General features: G+C 66.5%; 19 protein-coding genes. 11 read left to right on the forward strand and 8 right to left on the reverse strand.

Going from position 1 to position 21,202, the window contains the following annotated elements:
* The first annotated feature begins 293 nt into the window (after nucleotides 1-293).
* The 6 genes from AB0H00_RS10425 to AB0H00_RS10450 all read left to right on the forward strand — a co-directional run bounded on the left by AB0H00_RS10425 (nucleotide 294) and on the right by AB0H00_RS10450 (nucleotide 5,573).
* Nucleotides 294-797 (forward strand): hypothetical protein, encoded by a 504-nt coding sequence (locus tag AB0H00_RS10425; protein WP_357264005.1) that lies wholly within the window; start codon nucleotides 294-296, stop codon nucleotides 795-797.
* Nucleotides 798-887: 90 nt separating this feature from the next.
* Nucleotides 888-1,196, forward strand: coding sequence for a DUF3467 domain-containing protein (locus AB0H00_RS10430; RefSeq protein WP_357264008.1), 309 nt, complete (start codon nucleotides 888-890; stop codon nucleotides 1,194-1,196).
* Nucleotides 1,197-1,214: 18 nt separating this feature from the next.
* Nucleotides 1,215-1,373: a hypothetical protein gene (locus AB0H00_RS10435; protein WP_357264011.1), complete on the forward strand. Its 159-nt coding sequence runs from the start codon at nucleotides 1,215-1,217 to the stop codon at nucleotides 1,371-1,373.
* 248 nt (nucleotides 1,374-1,621) lie between these two features.
* On the forward strand, nucleotides 1,622-3,562 hold the full coding sequence (locus AB0H00_RS10440; RefSeq protein WP_357264013.1) for a potassium transporter Kup: 1,941 nt from the start codon (nucleotides 1,622-1,624) through the stop codon (nucleotides 3,560-3,562).
* Between the two features lie 109 nt (nucleotides 3,563-3,671).
* Complete coding sequence (locus AB0H00_RS10445; protein WP_357264016.1) at nucleotides 3,672-4,748, forward strand: magnesium and cobalt transport protein CorA; 1,077 nt, start codon at nucleotides 3,672-3,674, stop codon at nucleotides 4,746-4,748.
* Nucleotides 4,749-5,099: 351 nt separating this feature from the next.
* The gene (locus tag AB0H00_RS10450; protein ID WP_357264018.1) at nucleotides 5,100-5,573 is read left to right on the forward strand and encodes a hypothetical protein; all 474 of its coding nucleotides are present in this window, start codon (nucleotides 5,100-5,102) and stop codon (nucleotides 5,571-5,573) included.
* A gap of 74 nt (nucleotides 5,574-5,647) precedes the next feature.
* Here AB0H00_RS10450 and AB0H00_RS10455 read toward each other — a convergent pair whose 3' ends face one another.
* Complete coding sequence (locus AB0H00_RS10455) at nucleotides 5,648-7,645, reverse strand: heavy metal translocating P-type ATPase (protein ID WP_357264021.1); 1,998 nt, start codon at nucleotides 7,643-7,645, stop codon at nucleotides 5,648-5,650.
* 92 nt (nucleotides 7,646-7,737) lie between these two features.
* Here AB0H00_RS10455 and AB0H00_RS10460 point away from each other — a divergent pair, with 92 nt between their 5' ends.
* Nucleotides 7,738-8,100: a metalloregulator ArsR/SmtB family transcription factor gene (locus AB0H00_RS10460; protein ID WP_357264024.1), complete on the forward strand. Its 363-nt coding sequence runs from the start codon at nucleotides 7,738-7,740 to the stop codon at nucleotides 8,098-8,100.
* Between the two features lie 176 nt (nucleotides 8,101-8,276).
* Here the strand turns inward: AB0H00_RS10460 and AB0H00_RS10465 are convergent, their stop codons facing one another.
* From AB0H00_RS10465 to AB0H00_RS10495, 7 genes are all read right to left on the reverse strand, one after another.
* On the reverse strand, nucleotides 8,277-9,896 hold the full coding sequence (locus AB0H00_RS10465; protein WP_357264027.1) for a CocE/NonD family hydrolase: 1,620 nt from the start codon (nucleotides 9,894-9,896) through the stop codon (nucleotides 8,277-8,279).
* Nucleotides 9,893-10,501, reverse strand: a complete 609-nt coding sequence (locus tag AB0H00_RS10470) for a TetR/AcrR family transcriptional regulator (RefSeq protein ID WP_357264030.1) — start codon at nucleotides 10,499-10,501, stop codon at nucleotides 9,893-9,895. Before AB0H00_RS10470 ends, AB0H00_RS10465 begins: the two co-directional genes overlap by 4 nt.
* Before the next feature lie 88 nt (nucleotides 10,502-10,589).
* Nucleotides 10,590-11,816 carry a dihydrolipoamide acetyltransferase family protein gene (locus tag AB0H00_RS10475; protein WP_357264032.1) on the reverse strand — a complete coding sequence of 409 codons (1,227 nt, stop codon included), beginning with the start codon at nucleotides 11,814-11,816 and terminating at the stop codon, nucleotides 10,590-10,592.
* Nucleotides 11,817-11,834: 18 nt separating this feature from the next.
* Nucleotides 11,835-12,821 (reverse strand): alpha-ketoacid dehydrogenase subunit beta, encoded by a 987-nt coding sequence (locus tag AB0H00_RS10480; protein ID WP_357264380.1) that lies wholly within the window; start codon nucleotides 12,819-12,821, stop codon nucleotides 11,835-11,837.
* 40 nt (nucleotides 12,822-12,861) lie between these two features.
* The gene (gene pdhA / locus AB0H00_RS10485) at nucleotides 12,862-13,905 is read right to left on the reverse strand and encodes a pyruvate dehydrogenase (acetyl-transferring) E1 component subunit alpha (protein ID WP_357264035.1); all 1,044 of its coding nucleotides are present in this window, start codon (nucleotides 13,903-13,905) and stop codon (nucleotides 12,862-12,864) included.
* Between the two features lie 11 nt (nucleotides 13,906-13,916).
* The gene (lpdA, locus tag AB0H00_RS10490; protein ID WP_357264038.1) at nucleotides 13,917-15,365 is read right to left on the reverse strand and encodes a dihydrolipoyl dehydrogenase; all 1,449 of its coding nucleotides are present in this window, start codon (nucleotides 15,363-15,365) and stop codon (nucleotides 13,917-13,919) included.
* Nucleotides 15,366-15,509: 144 nt separating this feature from the next.
* Nucleotides 15,510-16,715 carry a helix-turn-helix domain-containing protein gene (locus AB0H00_RS10495; RefSeq protein WP_357264041.1) on the reverse strand — a complete coding sequence of 402 codons (1,206 nt, stop codon included), beginning with the start codon at nucleotides 16,713-16,715 and terminating at the stop codon, nucleotides 15,510-15,512.
* Here AB0H00_RS10495 and AB0H00_RS10500 point away from each other — a divergent pair.
* From AB0H00_RS10500 to AB0H00_RS10515, 4 genes are all read left to right on the forward strand, one after another.
* On the forward strand, nucleotides 16,714-17,787 hold the full coding sequence (locus tag AB0H00_RS10500) for a hypothetical protein (RefSeq protein WP_357264044.1): 1,074 nt from the start codon (nucleotides 16,714-16,716) through the stop codon (nucleotides 17,785-17,787). The two genes, AB0H00_RS10495 and AB0H00_RS10500, sit on opposite strands and share 2 nt — an antisense overlap.
* Before the next feature lie 124 nt (nucleotides 17,788-17,911).
* The gene (locus tag AB0H00_RS10505) at nucleotides 17,912-18,946 is read left to right on the forward strand and encodes an ATP-dependent 6-phosphofructokinase (protein ID WP_357264047.1); all 1,035 of its coding nucleotides are present in this window, start codon (nucleotides 17,912-17,914) and stop codon (nucleotides 18,944-18,946) included.
* 357 nt (nucleotides 18,947-19,303) lie between these two features.
* On the forward strand, nucleotides 19,304-19,747 hold the full coding sequence (locus AB0H00_RS10510) for a hypothetical protein (RefSeq protein ID WP_357264050.1): 444 nt from the start codon (nucleotides 19,304-19,306) through the stop codon (nucleotides 19,745-19,747).
* Nucleotides 19,748-19,782: 35 nt separating this feature from the next.
* On the forward strand, nucleotides 19,783-21,159 hold the full coding sequence (locus AB0H00_RS10515; protein ID WP_357264053.1) for an alpha/beta fold hydrolase: 1,377 nt from the start codon (nucleotides 19,783-19,785) through the stop codon (nucleotides 21,157-21,159).
* The last annotated feature ends 43 nt before the right edge of the window (nucleotides 21,160-21,202 follow it).

Genomic DNA, 21,202 nt, shown 5'->3' on the forward strand with positions numbered 1-21,202 from the left:
GCATCGGGTTCGGCCGCTTTGCGGTCGGCTAGGGCTTGGACTCCATAACTCTGGGCATCCAGAGGCGAAAGCCGACCCAGATAGCTGCAAAATTGCTTCCTACTCCGATGGAGTTGCGGTGGTTGCCCATGCGGGCTGTGGACGCGGTAAGCACCAGTGGGACCGGGGATTTGGTATGTTTCGCGGCCGTTGGCAAATGTTGCGTAAAAGTTGCTGACATCTGCTGGCGGGTCGGTAAGAATGGGTTCGGTCACACGACGCTGTCCACTCAACCAATTTTGGAGGGAAGCTCAATGGCACAAGACACGATGAGCGATGCGAAGCGCGGCGACGTCCAGGACATCCCCCGGGACATCGATATGCTGCGGCTCGGTGTCGACGAGGCGCGGCAGGAAGCGCAGAGCGCTCGTCAGTACGCCCAGCAGGCGCAGAACCTTGCCCGGCAGGCGCAGAGCCAGACCCGTCAGGTTCAGCACCAGGCGCAGATCGCGCAGCATGAGGCCAACCAGGCCAACCAGCAGGCCCAGCAGGCCCGCCAACAAGCCATCCAGGCGCAGAACCAGGCCCAGCAGGCTCAGGGCGAGGCCGACCGGGCGCAGAACCAGGCCCAGCAGGCACAGGGCGAGGCCAACCAGTCCAACCAGCGGGCTCAGTCGGCGCAGGATCAGGCCGACCAGGCCAGTCAGTTGGCCCAGCAGGCCGAGGATCAGGCCAGCCGTTCCCAGGAGCGTTCCATGCAGTGGGAAATGCAGCTGCATCACCTTCGTCAGCAGGCACGCCAGATGCAGTCACGCTAACCAATCTGCCGTCACTGAATGATGTGTCGACGAAAGGGGCCGTGGCCCAGCCGAGTGTGCTCCTTTCGTCGACCATGAAAGGCGGTCGCGGTGAGCGAACCGACTCCAACCCCGACCAACGTCGAGGTGATCGTGCCGGAGGCAATGAGTATCGGTGCCTACGCCAACGGATTCACCTGCTGGTACAACCGCACCGACTTCACCCTCGACTTCCTCGTGTACTTGCCGACCGATCAGGGCGTCGACGACGACGGTCGGCCGACGGTGCGCCAACCGGCTCAGGTGGTGTCCAGGGTGAAGTTCCCCCCGGCGATGATCTTCCGCCTGATGCAGATCTTGAACGACAGCATGAGCAACTATGAACACCAGTTCGGCGCGATCGTCCACCTCGGGGAGTAACCGAACAGGAGAAATGCGATGCTCGTATCCAGCCCCATCGCAATCCTCGCGAGCCCGCAGGACCGGGCCGTCGTGACCGACCCCGTCATCCGCTATCGGCCCGACAAGATCGACGGCCGCCGCTATCACCTCACTGCCACTACGCCACAACCCGCGGATAAAGCGGCCACCCGATAAGCGCTCTGCGATTCGATGTCGCTATTGGGTCGTAGCGGCGGATCCGCAGCACGGCCCATCGTCGGAAATCTTGCGCAACCTCGAATGTCTCCGTGGTTGGGGCTCCTCGTCACCATTCCGCTTCTTCGTTTTGGCGCTGACTGTCAGCGTCGACGCGGTGCGCCCCCCAGCTCGGACTCGGCGAAGCCGCGACTCGGCGGCGGCTCACGGCACGATAGAGTGCGGAGCCGCAAACGAGGAGTACGCCAATGGGTACAGGGTCCGGAGTCGGTTCACCGATCAGCGTGGTGGGTGGTCGGGAAACGGTTCGATCCGCGGTCGTGGTCGGCGCGCTCGGCGTGGTGTTCGGCGACATCGGCACCAGCCCGATTTACACCATTCAAACGGTTTTCAACCCGGCTGATCCGCACCCGGTGCCGATCAGCACGGACAACGTCTACGGCGTGGTGTCGCTGATCTTCTGGTCGGTGATGATCATCGTCACGCTGACTTACGTCTCCCTGGTGATGCGCGCCGACAACGACGGCGAGGGCGGGATCATGGCGCTGATCACGCTGCTGCGGCGGCTCGGTGGGGGAGGAGGTCGTCGTGCCGCAGCGGTCCTGGCAGGTCTCGGCATCTTCGGTGCCGCGCTGTTCTTCGGCGACAGCATGATCACTCCCGCTATTTCGGTGCTGTCCGCGGTGGAGGGCCTGAAGGTCGTGCAGCCGCGGTTCGACGGGGTGATCGTGCCGATCACAGCGGTGATCATCGTCGGGCTGTTCTCGGTTCAGCGCCACGGCACGGCGGCGGTCGGTCGGCTGTTCGGGCCGGTGATGATCGCTTGGTTCGTGACGATCGGCGCCTTGGGCGTCAGCGGTATTGCCAAGCATCCGGAAATCTTGAAGGCACTGTCGCCAACCTATGCGCTGAGCTTCATGTTCGGGCACTTCGGCATTGCGTTTTTCGCGCTGGCCGCGGTGGTGCTCGCGGTGACGGGTGCGGAGGCGCTGTACGCCGACATGGGCCACTTCGGTCGGCGGGCGATCACTCGCGGCTGGCTGGGGCTGGTGCTGCCTGCGTGCGTACTGAGTTACCTCGGCCAGGGTGCCCTGCTTCTCGGTGACCAGGCCGCCGTGAGCAGCCCGTTCTTCCTACTCGCTCCTGGATGGGCGCGGTTGCCGCTGGTGCTTCTGGCAACCGCTGCGACGGTGATCGCCTCCCAAGCGGTGATCACCGGCGCCTATTCGGTGGCCTCGCAGGCCGCCCAGCTCGGTTACCTGCCGAGATTGCGGGTTGCGCACACTTCGGAGTCGACGATCGGACAGATCTACGTACCGTGGATCAACTGGGTGCTGATGGTGTCGGTACTCACGCTGGTGTTCGCCTTCCAAAGTTCGGCGGCGTTGGCGTACGCGTTCGGTATGGCGGTGACCGCGACGATCTCCATCACGACGCTGTTGTTCTTCTATGTTGCCCGTGCCAAGTGGGGCACTCCGCTGTGGCTCGTCGTCCTCGGCGCCGTCCCCCTACTGGTGGTCGACGTGCTGTTCCTGGCGGCGAATATGACGAAGCTGGTGCACGGAGCGTGGTTGCCGCTGCTGATCGGGCTCACGGCGTTCACCGTGATGACCACCTGGGCGCGTGGTCGCGAAGTCGTTACCAGTGCGCGGGTACAGGCGGAGGGGCCGCTGCGTGCGTTTGTCGATCAGTTGCAGGATTATCGGCCGTCGCTGCTGCGGGTACCGGGCACCGCGGTATTCCTCAACCGCGGTAAACAGACCGCGCCGCTGGCGATGCGGGCAAACGTCGAGCACAACCACATGCTGCATGAACACGTAGTGATCATGTCGATCGACACGCTGCCTGTGCCTCGCGTACCGGATGCGGAACGTACGGAGATCGATGCGCTCGGCTACGCCGAAGACGGAATCGTCCACGTGACAGCGTATTTCGGGTATATGGAAACACCGAACATCCCCGACGCGCTGCGCCTGCTCGACCCCGCGCACACCGAAGGCCGGATAGCGATCGATGACGCCTCGTACTTCCTGTCGAAGATCGAGTTGAAGAAGGGTACGGCACGGACGATGGCACCCTGGCGCAAGCGCCTGTTCATCGCCACGTCCCACATCACCGCCGACGCTGCCGAGTATTTCGGCTTGCCGGGCGAGCGGACCGTAATCATGGGTTCACGAGTCGACGTGTAGTAATCGGCCGCGACCGGATAACTCGTGAGGTCACCGCCGCTGCTGTCGACCCGGTACCCGCTGGTCTGTTCTGGGAGCCCCCGAGTGGGTTGCGACGTAGCATCGTGCGATGCCATCTCTTCCGTCGCTGCCTTCGTTTCGTCATTCCGGGCGGTCGGGGAGGTCATTGCCGCATATCCGTGTTCCGACTGCCCGGGCGATTGTCGATTGCGCCGTGTACGTCGACGGGTGTCGGTTGCCGGGCCGTTTCACCCATGCGGCCGCGTTGGCACAGGTGCGTGAGCGGGGCGCGGGTTTCGTGTGGGTCGGGTTGCATGATCCCGACGAGGAGCAGATGGCCGATATCGCGCAGACTTTCGGGCTCCACGCACTGGCCGTCGAGGACGCGGTCAAGGCGAATCAGCGCCCGAAACTCGAGCGCTACGACGACACGCTGGTGCTGGTGATGCGCACGGTCGCGTACGTGGAGCACGAATTACACAGTGTCAGCGAAATCGTCGAGACCGGCGAAATACTGATCTTCACGGCGCCCGATTTCGTAGTCGCGGTACGACACGGTGAACATTCCGGGCTGGCCACCGTGCGTAAGCAGTTGGAGGCCGACTCGGACCGGCTGCGTCTCGGGCCCGGCGCTGTGTTGCATGCGATCGCCGATTACGTGGTGGATTCGTATATCGAGGTCACTCAGTCGGTGGAGCTCGATGTCGATGCGATGGAGGAGGAAATCTTCACCCCGCGCAGCAAGGTGGCCATCGAGTCGATCTACCAGCTCAAGCGTGAGGTCGTCGAGTTACGGCGATCGGTGAATCCGCTCGCGGTTCCACTCGAGACACTCGGCCGCGGCATCGAGTTGCCGTTGCCGAAGGAGGTCCGGCGGTATATGCGAGATGTCGCCGACCATCACACGGCCGTGGCTGATCGGATCAACGATTTCGACGAGTCGCTCAGTGCGCTGATCGGAGCGGCGCTGGCCAAGACCGCGGTGCAGCAGAATACCGACATGCGCAAAATCACGGCGTATATCTCGATCGCTGCCGTGCCGACGATGGTCGCGGGGATCTACGGCATGAATTTCGAGCACATGCCGGAATTGCGGCAGGTGTGGGGTTATCCGCTCGTTCTCGTCGTGATCGTGGTGATCTGCACGGGCTTGTATATAAATCTGCGCCGCAACAACTGGCTGTAGGGAAAATTTGACGAAATCTTGCCGTGCACAGCCTTATTCCTTGACGGAATCCATACAACCGAACTCATAGGCTAGCGAATTGTGCGGCCTACTCCCTGGCAGAAAAGAGAAGCTCTCCGTGAGCAGGTCGACTCGGCCGGTGGGGCGCGGCGACGTCGATGGGCTGACGCACGGCCGCAGATCATGCTCGGCGGAAACCGTCTGCAGACCGCACTCGGCGGAAGGTTGGGTTACCTTTGCGCTGCGGTCGGCTGCATCATCACATTCGTCCTGCTGTTCCAGCCATGGCTGACCACAGACACAGGCGGGACCGACGGTGCGATTCACACGAACGCCTTCGGTCGGCTCCACGTGACTACCTCCTTGGTAGAGCTCTGGGCGCAATCACCACCGCCCGCCGCGACGGTCAGCGGGGTGTGGGGCGTCCTCACCAGCGTCGCGATCGTCATTGCTGTCTGCAGCGTTGCTGTCTGCAGCGTGATCCGCACCGAGGCGCTCACGCGCCTGGCGACCATCGCCACGGTCTTCGTTGCCGTTTTCACGATCGCCACCGTGGTCCACCTCTCCAGCAGAGGCGACGAACTGACCCGGTTGGTCTCGTTCGGGTCGGCCCGAGATCCGGGCACACAGGTCGGATTGCTGCTCCGCTGGGCCACAGGCCACGACACCTATCCGGTACCCGGGCTTCGCACTGTTTCCTGGGCCACCGCCAGTCTCACGTGGTATGCGTTCCTCGCCAGCGCGATTTCGCTGGCTTCGGCCATGGCTGCTATCACCGAGTGGATTCATGGACGCGAGAACCGCCCCACACCGCCAGAGACCTGAACTCGGCGATCGGCATGCGAGCCCTTCCGGGTAACGGTTCGCCAGGCGGCCGACCTGCCGACACCCGGCAGTCGTTACGGACAGTTGCGCGGGGCAGGTGTCCGGACACGCTGCCACGCCGCCGATCGCAGCAGACGCAGACCGTTGAGGCCGACGATGACGGTGGAGCCTTCGTGTCCGGCGACGCCGAGGGGGAGGGGAAGGTGTCCGACGAGGTCCCAGATAACGAGGACGGTGATGAACGTGGCCGCGATGATCAGGTTGGCGACCACGACGCGGCGGGCTCGCCGCGAGAGCGCGATCACGGTCGGGATCGTCGTGAGATCGTCGCGGACGACTACGGCGTCGGCGGTCTGCAAGGTGAGATCGGAACCGGCGCCGCCCATCGCGATACCGGTGTGCGCGGCGGCGAGCGCGGGCGCGTCGTTTATGCCGTCGCCGACAACGGACACCCGCTCACCGTCTGCCTCGAGGTCGCGCACGGCGGCGACCTTGTCGTCGGGCAGCAAGCCCGCCCGCACATCGGTGATCCCGACCTGTCCGGCTAGCTGGGTCGCGGTGACGAGGTTGTCTCCGGTGAGCATCACCGGTGCGGCACCGGTCAATTCGGTGACGGCGGCGATGGTGGCGGCGGCTTCGCGACGGACCTGATCGGTGATGCCGAGCACGGCGATCGGAGTGTGTTCGCAGAGCACGACAACCGCGGTTCGTCCGCGCGTCTGCAATGCCTCGACGGCGGCTGTCGCTGTGGTGGCGGCTGCTGCCGTCGTGGTGCCCGGCCGCAACAACTCCGCGGGGGAACCGACGTGGATGAAGTGGCCCTCGATCAGGGCGGAGACGCCTCGACCGGGCTGGGCGGTGAATTCGTCCGTGGTGGGCAACCCGAGGCCGCGGTGGCGGGCGGCACGCACGATGGCGGCGGCCAACGGGTGCTCGCTGGGGTGTTCGGCCGCCGCGGCCAGGCGCAGGATCTGGTCTTCGGTGAAACGCGTGCCCGGTAGAACCCGGATGTCGGCGAGTTCCGGGATGCCACGGGTGAGGGTGCCGGTCTTGTCGAACGCGACGCGGGTGGTCGTGCCGAGTTGTTCCATGACCACCGCGGATTTCACGAGCACGCCGTGGCGTCCGGCGTTGGCGATCGCGGCCAGCAGCGGTGGCATCGTCGCAAGCACCACCGCGCACGGGGAGGCGACGATCATGAAGGTCATGGCTCGCAGCAGTGAATCCTGCAATGCCGCGCCGAACGACAGCGGGATGAGGAACACCGCGAGGGTGGCCACGACCATGGCGATCGAGTAGCGCTGTTCGACCTTCTCGATGAACAACTGTGTCTTGGCTTTGGTCTCGCTCGCTTGCTCGACCAGACCGGCGATGCGGGCGGCGACGGAGTCTTCGGAGCGGCGGTCGACTCGCACCCGCAGTGCGCCGGTACCGTTGAGCGTGCCGGCGAACACCTCATCGCCCACGGTCTTGTCCACCGGAAGGGGCTCTCCGGTGATGGTGGCTTGGTCGACTTCGCTTGCCCCGCCCACGACCGCACCGTCGGCGGCGATCCGGTCGCCGGGCCGGATCAGGATCACCTCTCCGATCTTCAGCTCCGTGGCCTTGACGGTCTGCTCGTCGCCGTCGGGGGCGAGCCGGGTCGCGGTGTCCGGAGTCAGGTCCAGCAGGCCGCGCACCGAGTCCTCGGTGCGAGCGGTGGCCAGTGCTTCGAGCGCGCCGGAGGTGGCGAAGATGACGATCAGCAGCCCACCGTCCATCACCTGCCCGATTGCCGCCGCACCGATTGCCGCGACGACCATCAGGAGATCGACATCGAGGGTCTTGTCTCGCAGCGCTTGCAGTCCCGCCAGCCCTGGTTCCCAGCCGCCGCTGACGTAGCAGGCCAGATAGAGCCCCCACCACGACCACGAAGGAGCACCGGATAGCTGTGCCATCAGTCCAAGCAGAAACAGCACCAATGCTGCTGCCGCCCAGCGTATCTCGGGCAGCGTGAACAATCGTGTCCGCCGCACCGGTAGTGCTGCCCGCCCGGTTGTGGGGCGGGTGGGCGTGGCGGTGGACGAGGCCATGAGGCACCTCCGGAGACAGGAAACAAATCACCCGAGAATAACAGAACATATGAACATGTCTTCACATTAATGGTGCGGCTATACTGCGCGACATGGGACACGGTGTGGAAGGCCGCGATCGGCCGGTCACCCGGCTGGACGCCACCGCCGCCGCGCACGTCGCGACCACACTGCAGGCCCTGGCCACCCCGAGTCGGCTGCTCATTCTCACCGAACTGCGCCACGGCCCCCGACCGGTCACCGAGCTCGCCGAAGCGGTGGGTATGGAGCAGTCGGCGGTCTCGCATCAACTCCGGCTGCTGCGCAACCTCGGCCTGGTCACCGGTACCCGCGCGGGACGTAGCATCGTGTACAGCCTCTACGACAACCACGTCGCCCAACTTCTGGACGAAGCGGTCTACCACAGCGAGCACCTGCGTCTCGGGCTCGCCGATCGTCCCGACGCGGTGAGCTGAACTCGGCGGCCCGTACCGGTCGCGGCGCCGCTTCTTTCGACCACAGCCTCGGCCGATTGCGAGCTTTGCGCACGCCGCCCGTAGGTGATCACGCGGCAGGCGCGGACACCCGAATGATCCAGCGAAATTCGCCTTGCAAGGCCGAGCCCGCCGCGGCGGCAGGTAGCACCGTTCTCCTATGGCGCCGCAGTACCTTCCGCGGTGGGCAGGATCACCGCTGATGGACGTGCGGGGTCGTGGTACACGGTTTGTTCGGCGACCAGCAGGGTGGTGGCGGTAGCGCGAGGTTCACCGGTGCCCGGGTTGCGGGCGTAGCGGGGGAAGGCGCCGCTGGAGACCTGCACGCGGATGCGGTGGCCGCGCTTGAACCGATGCGCGGTCGGCCACAGTCGCACTGTGGCGCAACCGATTTCGTCGGCGCTCGACAAACTGGTAAGTCCATCGCAGATGTTGTGCGAGCGGCCGCGGGGGTCGACGTCGCAGAGCCGGACGAACACGTCGGCGTGGCGCAGGCTGGAGCGGAACCAGATCTCGGCACGCACCTCGCCGACCACCTCGACGTCGTGGTCGAGAACGTCGGTGGTGTAGGTGAGGACGTCGGCGCGCGCCTCCAGTTTCCGGTTGTCTACGCTGCCTCCGCCGAACGCTCCGCGTACGCCCCCGAGCGCTGGGGTGGGATCGGCGGGGTCGTACCGGTAGTGGTCCGGCTGCGAGGCTGTCGGCGGCCGGGTGTGCAGCTGCCCTCCGGGTTGCATTCGAAACCGTTGCGGTGCATAGCCTTTCGGCGGCCAGGTCTCGAAGTCCCGCCAAGCTTCCTCGCCCGTCACGTACAGCCGTACCGGCGCGCGCCGCGCCGGCTGCTCACCTCGGGCGTGGGCGAGCCCGAACTCCAGCGCTTCCAGCACCCCGGTGTTCGGCATCTGCAAGTGTGTCCACGGACCGATCGTCAGCCGCGCGGGCCGACCTGCCTGCTGCAAGGCCTGGAAGTCGCGAAGCTGGCCGGGCAGGAAGATGTCGTACCAGCCGCCGATCGAGCTGACCGGTACGGTCACGTCGGCCACCCGATGCCGATGGTCGGCGTCGGCCCAGTACGGGTCGTCTTCGTCGTGGGTGAGCACATCCTGGATATAGCCAGAGGGGGTGCCGATGGCTACGACGTCGGCACGGCTCAGTGGCAGCGTGTTCATCGCTCGCCGTGTCCTGCGCATCTGCAGCGGCTGACGCAGTGCCGCCCACCGGCGTTCCTGGACCGCGGTCAGCACACCCCATTGGAACGGCGCTTCCAGTGAGAACCCGTCGCCGCGCAACTGCTCCAGACTGAGCGCCGACTCGGTGACCTGCGGGATCATCGCTTTGACTTGAGGAGGCACCTGGTCGGCCACTGCCCACTGGACGTATCCCATATAGCTGACGCCGACCAGGACGATCGCTTCACCGAACCATGGCTGCCGCACGACCCAGTCGAGGGTGGACAGGCCATCGGCTCGTTCCTGTCGTAGCGGGGCGAACGTCCCGCCGGAGCCGAATCCGCCGCGGACGCTCTGCAGCAGAACCTGATATCCGCGTTCGGCCAGTGGTCTGGCCATGGCCACGCCATAGATGCCGCGGCGGCCGTAAGGTGTGCGGATCAGCGCGGTCGGCAATCCCTCGCTCCCGGTCCGCGGCGCCCATCGGTCGGCCAGCAGCTCCACCCCATCCGACATCGGTATCCGCAGATCCCGCTGCACGGCGACATCCCGCGTCACCGGCGGGGGCAGTTTCCACTGACGTTGCAGGAGATGGCTGATCAGGTTCACCGTGGCTCCTCGAGGTCGTGCGATGTGGCGGCCCCAGCTATGAGGACGGACATGATCCGCATGAGCCGGTCGGCGAATTGCTCGGGATCCAGCGGATCTTCGGCCTCGACCAGCCAGGTGTTGATGAACGCCGCGGCGCCACCGGTCAGGTAGGTGGCGAGATCGTCGACGGCGCCCTCATCCAGCCGCGATCCGTACAACTGGCGCACGATCTGGCGGTTGACCGGAACCAGCAGGCCGCTGAGCCCCTTGTTCAGCGCGAATGCACAGGAACCGGTCAACAGCGCCCGGTAGAACACCCGATGCTCGGCGAAGTGCCGTGCCGCGGCCAGCGCCTGATCGCGGCCGACTCCCGATGTCCGGTCCGCCAGCAGCTCGTGCCGAGCCAGGTCCAGTGCGGCCTCGAGTAGGAGCGTGTCCCGATCCCCGAACTGCTGGTACACCACCGGACGGCTGACGTCCGCGGCCTCGGCGATATCGGTGATCGAGACTGCTGCCGTGCCGCGTTCGGTCACCAGAGCGACCGCCGCCCGCGTGAGCGCCGCTCGGGACCGGCGCACCCGGCGGTCCTGAACAGGCTCGTCTACGTTCCGATCGAACTCCACACCCGCATTATTTACAGGCGTCAGTAAATTTACAAGTGTAAGGAAATGCTCTGCCGCGGCGGGTCTCCGGGCCGGATACCGCGAGTACTCAGGTCACGATGCGCAGCGGGTGTTCCAGTAGGTCCTTCAGCTGCTGGAGGAACGTCGCGGCGGTAGCTCCGTCGATGGCGCGGTGATCGGCGGAAAGGGTGACGCGGAGAATCTTGCGAGTGACGACCTCGCCGTCGATGAGGTGCAACTGGTCGGTGGCGGCACCGATGGCGAGGATGGCGGCTTCGGGCGGGTTGATGACGGCGGCGAATTGCTCGATGCCGAACATGCCGAGGTTGGAGATGGTGAAGGTGCCGCCGGTCATTTCGTCCGCGCGCAGTTTTCGGGCGCGGGCACGCTCGGCCTTCTCACGGCTCTCGGCGGCGATCGCGGAAATGCTCTTTCGGTCGGCGTCGCGGATGACCGGCACGACGAGACCGGCCGGGATCGCGACGGCGACGCCGAGGTGAATACCGCGGTGCCGCAACAACTTGTCACCGTCGAAGGAGACGTTCACCGCCGGGTCGGCGCGCAGGGTGACGGCGACGGCCTTGACGATCAGGTCGTTGATGCTCACCTTTCCGGTGCCTGCCGACTGCAGTGTCTGGTTGACGTCGGTACGGAAGGCCAGCAGGTCCGTGACGTCGATCGCGCTCGTCAGGTAGATGTGCGGGGCCTGCTGCTTGCTCTCGGTCAGGCGTTTGGCCGCTACCTGCTGGACGGTGGTCAGCGGCACCTCCTCGTAGTCGCCGGAGGCAGCGACCACCGGGGCGGTCGAGGGTGCGGGGACCGGGGGTACGCTCGCGGGCTGCGCGGATTCCACGTCGTGGCGGGTGATCCGCCCGCCGGGGCCGGTGCCGGTCACGCTGTCGAGGTCGATGCCCAGCTCGCGCGCGACCTTGCGGGCCAGGGGAGAGGACTTCCGACGGTCGTCCGGTGCCGCGCCCGCGGTGACCGTCGAGGGGGTCTGGTTCGACAGCGGAACCGACGTGAAGTCGGTGGAGGTGGCCGGGGCGGCAACGGCTGGGGCGGGTTTCGCCGGTGTGCCGCTACCGTCGCCGAGCATCGCGATCGGGCTGCCGATCGGCACTCGCGTTCCGGGTTCGGCGAGGATCTGGTCGAGCACTCCGTCGTCGTAGGCTTCCAACTCCATCAGCGCCTTGTCGGTCTCGATCTCGGCGAGAATCTCGCCTCGAGTGACCTTGTCGCCGACCTGTTTGAGCCAGGCGACGACGACGCCGTCTTCCATCGTGTCGGAGAGCCGGGGCATGGTGATCTCTGGCATGACATTGTCCTCGGGTTCTCAGCGGCGCCGGCCCACGGCCGCCAGCGTTTCCAACGCGGCGGTGTGCAGGGAGTCGGCGGATGGAAGGGCGATCTGTTCGAGTGTTTTGGCGTAAGGCAGCGGCACTTCCGCCGCGGCGACCCGCCGCACCGGCGCGTCCAGGTAGTCGAACGCTCCGTCGGAAATGGTGGCGGCGACCTCGGCGCCGATCCCGTAGGTCAGCCAATCGTCTTCCGCCACCACCGCGCAGCCGGTCTTACGCACCGAGGTCACGATGGTGTCCCGATCCAAGGGCCGCAGGCTGCGCAGATCGATGACCTCGGCCGAGATGCCGGATTCGGCGTGCAGTTTCTCGGCGACCTGGGTGGCGATGGTCGCCATCCGTGAGTAGCCGATGAGGGTGATATCGGTGCCTTCCCGGGTAACGGCGGCCTTGCCGATCTCGGCAGGCGGAAGAACGTCGGGCACTTCGCCTTTGGTGTTGTAGAGGGCGAGATTTTCCAGGAAGAGCACGGGGTCGTCGTCCTCGATCGCGGCGCGCAGCAGGGCTCGGGCGTCGGCGGGGGTGCTCGGCGCGACCACCTTGAGCCCGGGCACGAAGGCGTAGTAGAGCTCGATGTTCTGCGAGTGGGTGGCGCCGAGTTGCTGGCCGCCGCCGCCCGGGGTGCGGATGACCAGCGGCACGCTGGTCTGGCCGCCGAACATGCCGTAGATCTTGGCCGCGTGGTTGACGATCTGATCCAGCGCGAGCAGCGAGAAGTTGATCGTCATGAGTTCCACGACCGGGCGCAGCCCGAGCATCGCGGCGCCGACGGCGGCGCCGACGAAACCCTCCTCGGCGATCGGGGTGTCGCGCACGCGCTTCTCGCCGAATTCGGCGAGCAGGCCCGCGGTGATCTTGTAGGAGCCTTCGAAGACGCCGATCTCTTCCCCGATCAGGAAGACATCCTCGTCGCGCCGCATTTCCTCGCGCAAGGTTTCGCGAAGTGCTTCGCGATAGGTGATGACGGGCACGGTTGTCCTTAGCAGTCTGAAACTACGGCGGTCAGAAGAGCGGATCGGCGGGCAGCCTGCGGGATTCGCCCGCGACCGGGGTGGCGTAGGTGTAGTCGAACAGGCTCGACGGGTCCGGATGCGGGCTGGCGTCCGCGAAGGCCACCGCAGCGTCGACCTGCTCCTCGACCGAACGTTCGATCTCCGCGGCGTCGGTTTCGTCCAGGACGCCGGAGTCGATCAGGTGCGCGCGCCACCGTGCGACCGGATCGGATTCCCGTGCGGTGGCGACATCTTCGCCGCTGCGGTACTTCGCAGGGTCGACGACGGAATGGCCCTTGAGTCGATAGCTGATGGTTTCCAACAGCGCGGGTTTGCCCTCGCGTCGCGCTGTTTCCACCAGTTCGCGGGCGATATCGCGTACGGCGAGCACCTCGGTGCCGTCGACCTGTTCGCCGCGCATCCGGTATCCGGCGGCACGTTTGTACAGGTCGGGTTCGGCGGAGGAATTCTCCACCGTGGTACCCATCCCGAGCTGGTTGTTGATCACCACGAACACGACCGGCAGGTTCCACAGCGCGGCGAGGTTGAGCGACTCGTGGAAGGCGCCGATATTCGTTGTGCCGTCGCCCATCTGACACACCACCACGTCGTCGCCGCCGCGATAGTCGATGGCCAGGGCAGCGCCGACGGCGAGCGGGAGCTGGCCGCCCACGATGCCGTAACCGCCCAACAGGCGGGAGGCGGTGTCGAACATGTGCATCGAACCGCCCCAGCCCTTCGAGGTACCAGTGGAGCGCCCGTACAGTTCGGCCATGACACGGCCGGGCTCGATGCCTTTGGCGAGGGCGTAGCCGTGTTCGCGGTAGTTGGTGAACAGGTAGTCGGTGGGTCGCATCGCCGCGGCGAGCCCGACGACGGTGGCCTCCTCGCCGAGGTTGAGGTGGCAGTAGCCGCCGATCTTGGCCTGGGTGTAGCCCTGGGCGGCGCGCTCCTCGAACCGCCGGATGAACATCATGTCGCGGAAATAGCCGCGCAGGGTGGCGGGGTCTTCCGCGGTAAGGGTGATGGAAGTGTGCTCGATTGTTTCGGTCATGATGCTCTTCCTCAGCGCTTCCGTGGGGCGACATGCACAGGCAGGCCGAGCGCGGAAAGCGCGGCCTCCATGCCGATCTCGCCGAGGGTGGGGTGGGCGTGGATGGTTTCGGCGAGTTCGTCGAGGGTGGCCTCGAGTGTGATCGCCAAGGCTCCTTCGGTGATCAGGTCGCTGGCCGAGGGGCCGATGATGTGTACGCCGAGCACATCGCCGTGGTGCTGTCCGGCAACGATTTTGACGAACCCTTCGGTGTCACCGAAAGTCTTGGCCCGGCCCAGCGCCGCGAATGGGAACCGGGCGGTGATCACCTGGTGCCCGGCCGAGCGGGCAGCGGCTTCGGTCAGACCGACGCTCGCGATCTCCGGATGGGTGAAGGTGGCTGCGGGAATCGCGGTGTAGTCGATCCGGTTGTCTTGTCCGGCAATGACATCGGCGGCCGTCAGGCCCTGATGTGAAGCGACGTGAGCGAGCAGCGCTCGCCCGGTGACATCACCGATCGCGTAGACGTGGTCGACGCCGGTGCGCAACTTCTCGTCGACCGGGATGAATCCGCGCTCGTCCGTGGCCACTCCGGCGAGATCCAGTCCGAGGTCGGCGGTGTTGGGGCGACGGCCGACACCGACGAGCACCACATCGGCATCGAGCGTGCGGGCGCGCGGGCCCTCGACGGTGACCCGCAGCGCCTCGTCGTGGGCGATCGAGGCGACGGTCGATCCGGTCAGCACGGTGATGCCGCGTGTGGCGAAGGACCGGCCGAGCGCCGTGCCGATGTCGCTGTCCTCGGCAGGTACCAGGCGATCCTGCATTTCGACGATGGTGACCTCGCTGCCGAAAGTGCTGAACAGGCTCGCCCATTCGGCGCCTACCGCACTGCCTCCGACGATCACCAGCCGGTCCGGGACCGTGGTCAGCCCGAACGCGCCGTCGGAGGTGATCACGCCGGGCAGATCGGCTCCCGGGACGGGCAGCTGGGCAGGTACGGATCCGGTGGCGATGATGACATCACGCGCGGTGACTTGCCGGATGGATGTTGTGGGTGCGGCGGCATAGCGCGGGCCGTCGGGCCCGACCGGCGACGGACCCACTTCATGCACGTCGACGGCCGTGGGGCCGGTGAAGCGGGCATGCCCCTCGATCACGGTGACGCCATTGGCCGCGAGCAGACCGGCGACGCCATCGGTGAGTTCCTTGACGATGCCGTCCTTGCGCTGGCGCACGGCGGAGAAATCGAACCGGATATTGTCGGCGTATACGCCGTAATCGGCTGCGGTGCTCACGGTGTGGAAGACGTCCGCGGAGCGCAGCATCGCCTTCGTCGGGATACAGCCCCAGTTCAGGCAGACTCCGCCCGGCCGCTCCTTCTCCACCAGGCCCACCGACAGGCCACGCTGAGCCGCGCGGATGGCCGCGACGTAGCCGCCCGGGCCGCCTCCGATGACCAACAGATCGAATTCCGGCACTCGTGGTGCTCCTCAGTCTCGAACGAATCCGGCCCCGCCGAGGTTGTGGCGTGGGCATCGCGGACGAGTCTCGTCGGCATGGAATGCACAAACAATGTCCCGAAAGCCCAGAAATAGTGGTGCGGAAATAGGCGCTGCGCCCAATCAGACCGCGCGGTCGGGGAGCTTCAGGGCCGACAGCGCGAGCGAGAGTTCGAGGTAGGCCCGCTGCCCGTCCAGCGGACGACCGACCAGCCCGGCGATACGTTGCAGCCGGTTGAGCACGGTGTTGCGATGGCAGTGCAGATGCAGCGCGGCGTTGGCCGCCGAACAGTTCTCCGCCAACCAGGCAGTGAGAGTCTGTATCAGGACGTCGCGGTCCTTGGGAGGTAGCTCCAGGACCGGTCCGAGGCTGCGGGCCAGCAGTAGCCGGGCCAGGTCAGGGGACCGGACCAGCAGAGCCTCGGGGTAGCGCTCGTCCAGCGAGACCAGACCGGTCGAGCCTGTGGGCAGCGTGTCCAGCGCGATCAACGCGAGCGAATGGCCGGCACCCACCTCGGCGAGCCCCGGAACAGCGGAGGAGCACGCCGCCCTGCCGCGAGTCAGGGGGCGCAGATGACGCAGCACCGCGGAGGTGTCGCGCTGCTCCAGCGACACCAGCCCGATCATGGTGTCTACGCGGGTGTGCCAGACCGACCGGATCTGCAGCGCTGCGAGCACAGTTTCGGGCCCGGCGAGTGCCGATCTCCCGTCGGGGAGAGTGTCGGCGACCACCACCAGGTAGGCGCCGTGGGCCGGCAGATTCAACTCACGCGCTGCCCGTGCGGCAAACGTCGCGTCGTGGGCTCGTCCGGCGAGAATATCCTCTATCAGTGCGTGTCTGCGTCGCTCGTCGCGGCGTACCTGTTCGAGTTCGGTGTTGCGGTAGGACGTGGACAGTGCCGAGGACAATCCGTCGATCACCATCCACATCGCGGTACCGGCCTCGCGGATCTCGTGCGGTTCGATATCGACGGTTTCGGCGTTGTCCAACAACGCTTCCCACACGATTCGACCGCCGAGCCGGAATGTGCGCAGCATGGCCTCGAGCGGCACTCCCTGTTCGGCCCGGTGCCTGCCGATCGACGCCGCGACGTCATCGGACTCCGGATCTGTCGCCTCACCGCTCAACAATTCGAGAATCCGGGTGAGGTAACGCCGGCAACCGTCGCGCAGATTCGCGCGGGGGACCGACGTGTAGTCCGTCCATTCCGGATTGTCGGTGAAGATCGCCGCCATCAGGCGCTGGGTGAGTACCGCGACATCCGCGCGGCACATTTCGGCAAGCTTCCGTGTGCCCGCTGTGGAGAAAGGGGATCGCGGCGCTCCCATGCCGCTCGACGCTACTCCCCGCAACCGGCCCGGCACGATCAGCGGGTCCATCACGTTGCCCTGGTGCACCGAGGCGTCGCGTTTTCCCAGGAAGTGGGCAGGCGACAAGAAGGGCAAGTACGGTGTCGAAACGCCGTATCGAGATAGAGAGTGCAACGAGGTCGCTGCGAAAATGGGCCAATACATATTTACTGATCGATTCCGCAAAGCTCGAAAAATATTGATCTGCGCGGCGCTTGTCGCATTTCTCGTGTCGGGATGCGGAGCCGACCGCGCCGATGATCCGGCGTCGAGCGCGCCGACGATCACAGAAGCCGCCGCGCGCACCGATCAAAAGGGGCTGTCCATCACCGTGCCAGGCACGCTTGCCGCGGGCTTCGCCGAGCTGGCGGCTGGTGTGCGTGGACATATCGGGATGGCGGTCATGCCGGTCGGCGGCGATCAGCTGGTTTCCTTCGGCGACTGGACCAGCGGTCCCGCGTGGTCGACGATGAAGGTGCCGTTGACCATCGCCGCGCTGCGGCACAATCCGGGCGCTTCCACCTACGCCGCGTCGGCGGCGATCACCGCCTCCGACAACGCCGCCGCCGACGTGCTGTGGCAGTCGCTCGGCACCGCACAGGAGGCGGCCGAGGCGGTGCAGGCGGTGCTGCGGGAAGGCGGCGACACCAAGACCACCGTGCCCGCCACCCGTGCCCGTCCCGAGCATTCGGCCTTCGGCCAGACCGAGTGGTCACTGGTCGACCAGGTGCGGTTCGCCGCACGGCTGCCCTGTCTGTCGCAGTCCGCGCGAGTGACCAGCCTGATGGAGCAGATCGTCACCAGCCAGCGCTGGGGTCTCGGCGAGTTGAACGGCGCCGAGTTCAAGGGCGGCTGGGGGCCGGACACCTCGGGCGCCTACCTGGTGCGGCAGTTCGGGATCATCACCGCCCCGTCGGGGCAGATCGCGATCGCGTTGGCGGCGCAGCCGGATTCGGGAGCGTTCGGTGACGGCATGAACGCACTGGACAAGCTGGCCACGGTCGTTTCCCAGCACCTCGACGAGCTGTCCGGCGGTAACTGCACGGCCTGATCCCGGGTTGCCGCACCCGTAAACGGCGAGGCGGCCGTCTGCTGGGCATCGGACAGGCCGCTGTTACTCGGCGTTCATGGGGGCGAGGCTGCCTGGATCGGACATAGGGGGCAAGATATCGGCCATGCGCATCGGAGTCTTGACCGGAGGCGGAGACTGCCCAGGACTGAACGCGGTCATCCGCGCCGTCGTTCGCACCGCGAACGGCCGCTACGGAGACGCGATCGTCGGCTTCGAGGACGGCTGGCGCGGCCTACTGGAAGACCGAAAGATCCAGATCCACAACGACGACCGCACCGACCGTCTGCTGACCAAGGGCGGCACCATCCTCGGCACCGCCCGCACCAATCCCGACGTGCTGTTGGCGGGCCTCGGCCGGATCAAACAAACCCTGGACGACAACGGCATCGAAGCACTGATCCCGATCGGCGGCGAAGGCACCCTCACCGCCGCGAGCTGGTTGGCCGACGAGGGAGTCCCGGTGGTCGGCGTCCCGAAGACCATCGACAACGACATCGACTGCACCGACGTCACTTTCGGCCACGACACCGCGCTGAGCATCGCCAGTGAGGCGATCGACCGGCTGCACACCACGGCGGAATCGCACCAGCGCGTGATGCTCGTCGAGGTGATGGGCCGCCACGCGGGCTGGATCGCGATCAACGCGGGCATGGCGGCGGGCGCGCACCTCACCCTTGTGCCTGAGGTCCCGTTCGACGTGGACGAGGTGTGCGGCATGATCAAGCGGCGGTTCCAGCGCGGCGACAAGCATTTCATCTGCGTTGTCGCCGAGGGCTCGCACCCGGCGCCGGATTCCGGCTTCACGTTGCGCGAGGGCGGTATCGACGAATTCGGCCACGAGCGTTTCACCGGCGTCGCCCAGCAGCTCGGCGTGGAGATCGAACGGCGCATCGGCAAGGAAGTGCGCACCACCGTGCTCGGTCATGTGCAGCGCGGCGGCAGCCCGACCCCCTACGACCGCGTGCTGGCCACCCGTTTCGGCCTGCACGCCGCCGAGGCGGTGCACGCAGGCCACTTCGGCCAGATGGTCGCGCTGCACGGCACCACCATCGATCTCGTTCCGCTGTCGGAAGCCACCAAGCAGCTCAAGCGGGTACCCGCGGAGCGGTATCGCGAGGCAGAGGCGTTCTTTGGATAGCGCGGCGCTGTCCAGGTGTGGGATCCCAGCGGGGCACAGTTTCTGGTGCTATCCAGGAGTCGTGACCAAGACCATTAGCCAAGCCGAACTGTGCAACGGAAGTGCCGATGTTATGGATGCACTCGAGGCGGGCGAAGACTTCATCATTACCCCGCAATGGTCGTCCTGTGGGTGAGCTGCGGCCGTTGTCTCCGACGTATGGGCTCACTACCTCCGAGCTGAAGCGACGGTTCGCTCGCTTTGGCGGCGCGGGCTCCAGTGCCGAGGAACGGGTACAGGTGGACGCTGTCTTCGGCGAGGACCGGCTCGATGACAAGCGAGCGAATGGACCACGGCGTCCCCGCTATCCTCATCGGTATGGCTGACCTCCACGTGCACGACCTGCCGGATTCCGCCATCGACGTGCTGCGCCGCCGTGCGCGCGCGGCCGGGCTCCCGCTACCGGACTACATCTGCCGGGAGCTGATCGCGCTGGCCCGGCGGCGCACGTCCGACGACACGGTCGTGGAGTTTCTGGAGTCCGAGGGACACAATCTGGAGCCGGAGATCGACGGGGACGCCGTGGCGCTTTTCGAGGTCTACGACCTGCCCATCGACGTGCTGGGCGTCTTCGGCCGCCGCGCGCGCTCCGCCGGGCTGCCGCTCGGGCAGTACGTGCGCCACGAACTGGTGCGGCTCGCCAGGCAGACTACCGTCGACGACGCGCTTCTGGAGTTTCGCGAGGCGCAGGAGCGAGATCCGGGCCTGGATATCGACATGGCAGCCGTCGCCGCGGCCGTGCGGTACGCGCGCGGCGAATAGTCCGAGCCGGTTCGAATCGTCGGTACTGTGGCAACATGCGCAGTGGGCGACTGATCGCGTTGGCTCTGTTCGTGATTGCCGCATTGGTGGCCGGGTGCTCGGAGTCGAATCCGCCCGATCCGATCACCGGCGACTGGCATGGCGCCATCGAGGTCCCCGGTCAGCCGCTCCAGGTCGGAGTGAGTTTCCACGCTGACGGGACGGCCACCATCGATATCCCGGTACAGGGAGTGACGGGCGCGCAGCTGAAGGACGTCAACTCCGATCGCAACGGAGTGTCGTTCGCGATTCCCGACATCCCGGGCGATCCGGTGTTCCGCGGCAAGTACGAGTCCGGACCCGACCGGATCACTGGGGATTTCACGCAGGCCGGCCAGAGCTTCCCGCTGGCGCTGCGACGCGGCAAGGTCGCCGCACTCGCGCGTCCGCAGGAGCCGAAGCCGCCGTTCGAGTACAAGTCCGAGGACGTCACCTACCGCAGCGGCGACATCACCATCGCGGGCACGCTGACCGAGCCCCAGGGCACCGGCCCGTTCCCCGCCATCCTGATGATCACCGGAAGCGGCCCGCAGGACCGCGACGAGGAACTCATGGGCCACAAGCCGTTCCTGCTGCTGGCCGACACATTCACCCGCGCGGGCTACGCCGTGCTGCGCACCGACGACCGCGGCGTCGGCAGTACCGGCGGCAAGCTGGACGACGCGAATTACACGGATCTGGCCAACGATGCCGCTGCGGGCGTGAGCTACCTGCGCGCCCGCCCGGACATCGACCCGGGCCGGGTCGGACTCTTCGGCCACAGCGAGGGCGGCTACCTCGCGCCGCTTGTCGCCTCACGTTCGGACAGCGGCGTCGCGTTCGTCGTCCTCATGGCCGGTCCAGGCGTCCCCGGCTCGGATGTGCTCGTCGAACAGACCCGCCTGATCGCCGCCGCGAACGGCACGCCCGCCGAAAAGGCGGATACCCAGCTGCGCCAGACCATCGAGGTGGCCGCCCTGCTGAAGGTGGGCGACATGGCGGGTGCCAAGGAACAGGCTCGCAAGTACAACGAGTCCCTCCCTGCCGACCAGCGGCGCCCTGCGGACCAGGTAGGCGCCGAGATCACGCCGAACCTGGCGGCCCTCGTCGCCTACGATCCCGCTCCCGCCCTGACCGCCCTGCGCGTCCCCGTGCTCGCGTTCTTCGGCGGCAAAGACCTGCAGGTGCCGGCCGCTCAGAGCGAGCAGCCGATGCGCGACCACCTCGCCGCAGACCCGGACGCGACCGTTTACGTCTTCCCGGGACTCAACCACCTGATGCAGCCCACCGAAACCGGCCTCCCCGGCGAGTACCGTTCGATCGAAACGACCATCTCCCCGGAGGTGCTGACCTACGTCACCGGTTGGCTCCACCAGCGGGTTCCGACGAAGTAGCGCTTCGCCTCCAGACGCCGAGAGCCCCTGCGAAACAGCGGGA

Origin of the sequence: Nocardia sp. NPDC023852, assembly GCF_040639505.1 — a bacterium.
Lineage (GTDB): Bacteria > Actinomycetota > Actinomycetes > Mycobacteriales > Mycobacteriaceae > Nocardia.

Excerpts from the sequence above, each read along its gene's own strand:
- AB0H00_RS10425 (WP_357264005.1), top strand. The coding sequence starts at position 294 with ATGGCACAAGACACGATGAGCGATGCGAAGCGCGGCGACGTCCAGGAC.
- AB0H00_RS10435 (WP_357264011.1), top strand. The coding sequence starts at position 1,215 with ATGCTCGTATCCAGCCCCATCGCAATCCTCGCGAGCCCGCAGGACCGG.
- AB0H00_RS10440 (WP_357264013.1), top strand. The coding sequence starts at position 1,622 with ATGGGTACAGGGTCCGGAGTCGGTTCACCGATCAGCGTGGTGGGTGGT.
- AB0H00_RS10445 (WP_357264016.1), top strand. The coding sequence starts at position 3,672 with ATGCCATCTCTTCCGTCGCTGCCTTCGTTTCGTCATTCCGGGCGGTCG.
- AB0H00_RS10455 (WP_357264021.1), bottom strand. The coding sequence starts at position 7,645 with ATGGCCTCGTCCACCGCCACGCCCACCCGCCCCACAACCGGGCGGGCA.
- AB0H00_RS10460 (WP_357264024.1), top strand. The coding sequence starts at position 7,738 with ATGGGACACGGTGTGGAAGGCCGCGATCGGCCGGTCACCCGGCTGGAC.
- AB0H00_RS10475 (WP_357264032.1), bottom strand. The coding sequence starts at position 11,816 with ATGCCAGAGATCACCATGCCCCGGCTCTCCGACACGATGGAAGACGGC.
- pdhA (WP_357264035.1), bottom strand. The coding sequence starts at position 13,905 with ATGACCGAAACAATCGAGCACACTTCCATCACCCTTACCGCGGAAGAC.
- AB0H00_RS10500 (WP_357264044.1), top strand. The coding sequence starts at position 16,714 with ATGCCGCTCGACGCTACTCCCCGCAACCGGCCCGGCACGATCAGCGGG.
- AB0H00_RS10495 (WP_357264041.1), bottom strand. The coding sequence starts at position 16,715 with ATGGGAGCGCCGCGATCCCCTTTCTCCACAGCGGGCACACGGAAGCTT.
- AB0H00_RS10505 (WP_357264047.1), top strand. The coding sequence starts at position 17,912 with ATGCGCATCGGAGTCTTGACCGGAGGCGGAGACTGCCCAGGACTGAAC.
- AB0H00_RS10510 (WP_357264050.1), top strand. The coding sequence starts at position 19,304 with ATGGCTGACCTCCACGTGCACGACCTGCCGGATTCCGCCATCGACGTG.
- AB0H00_RS10515 (WP_357264053.1), top strand. The coding sequence starts at position 19,783 with ATGCGCAGTGGGCGACTGATCGCGTTGGCTCTGTTCGTGATTGCCGCA.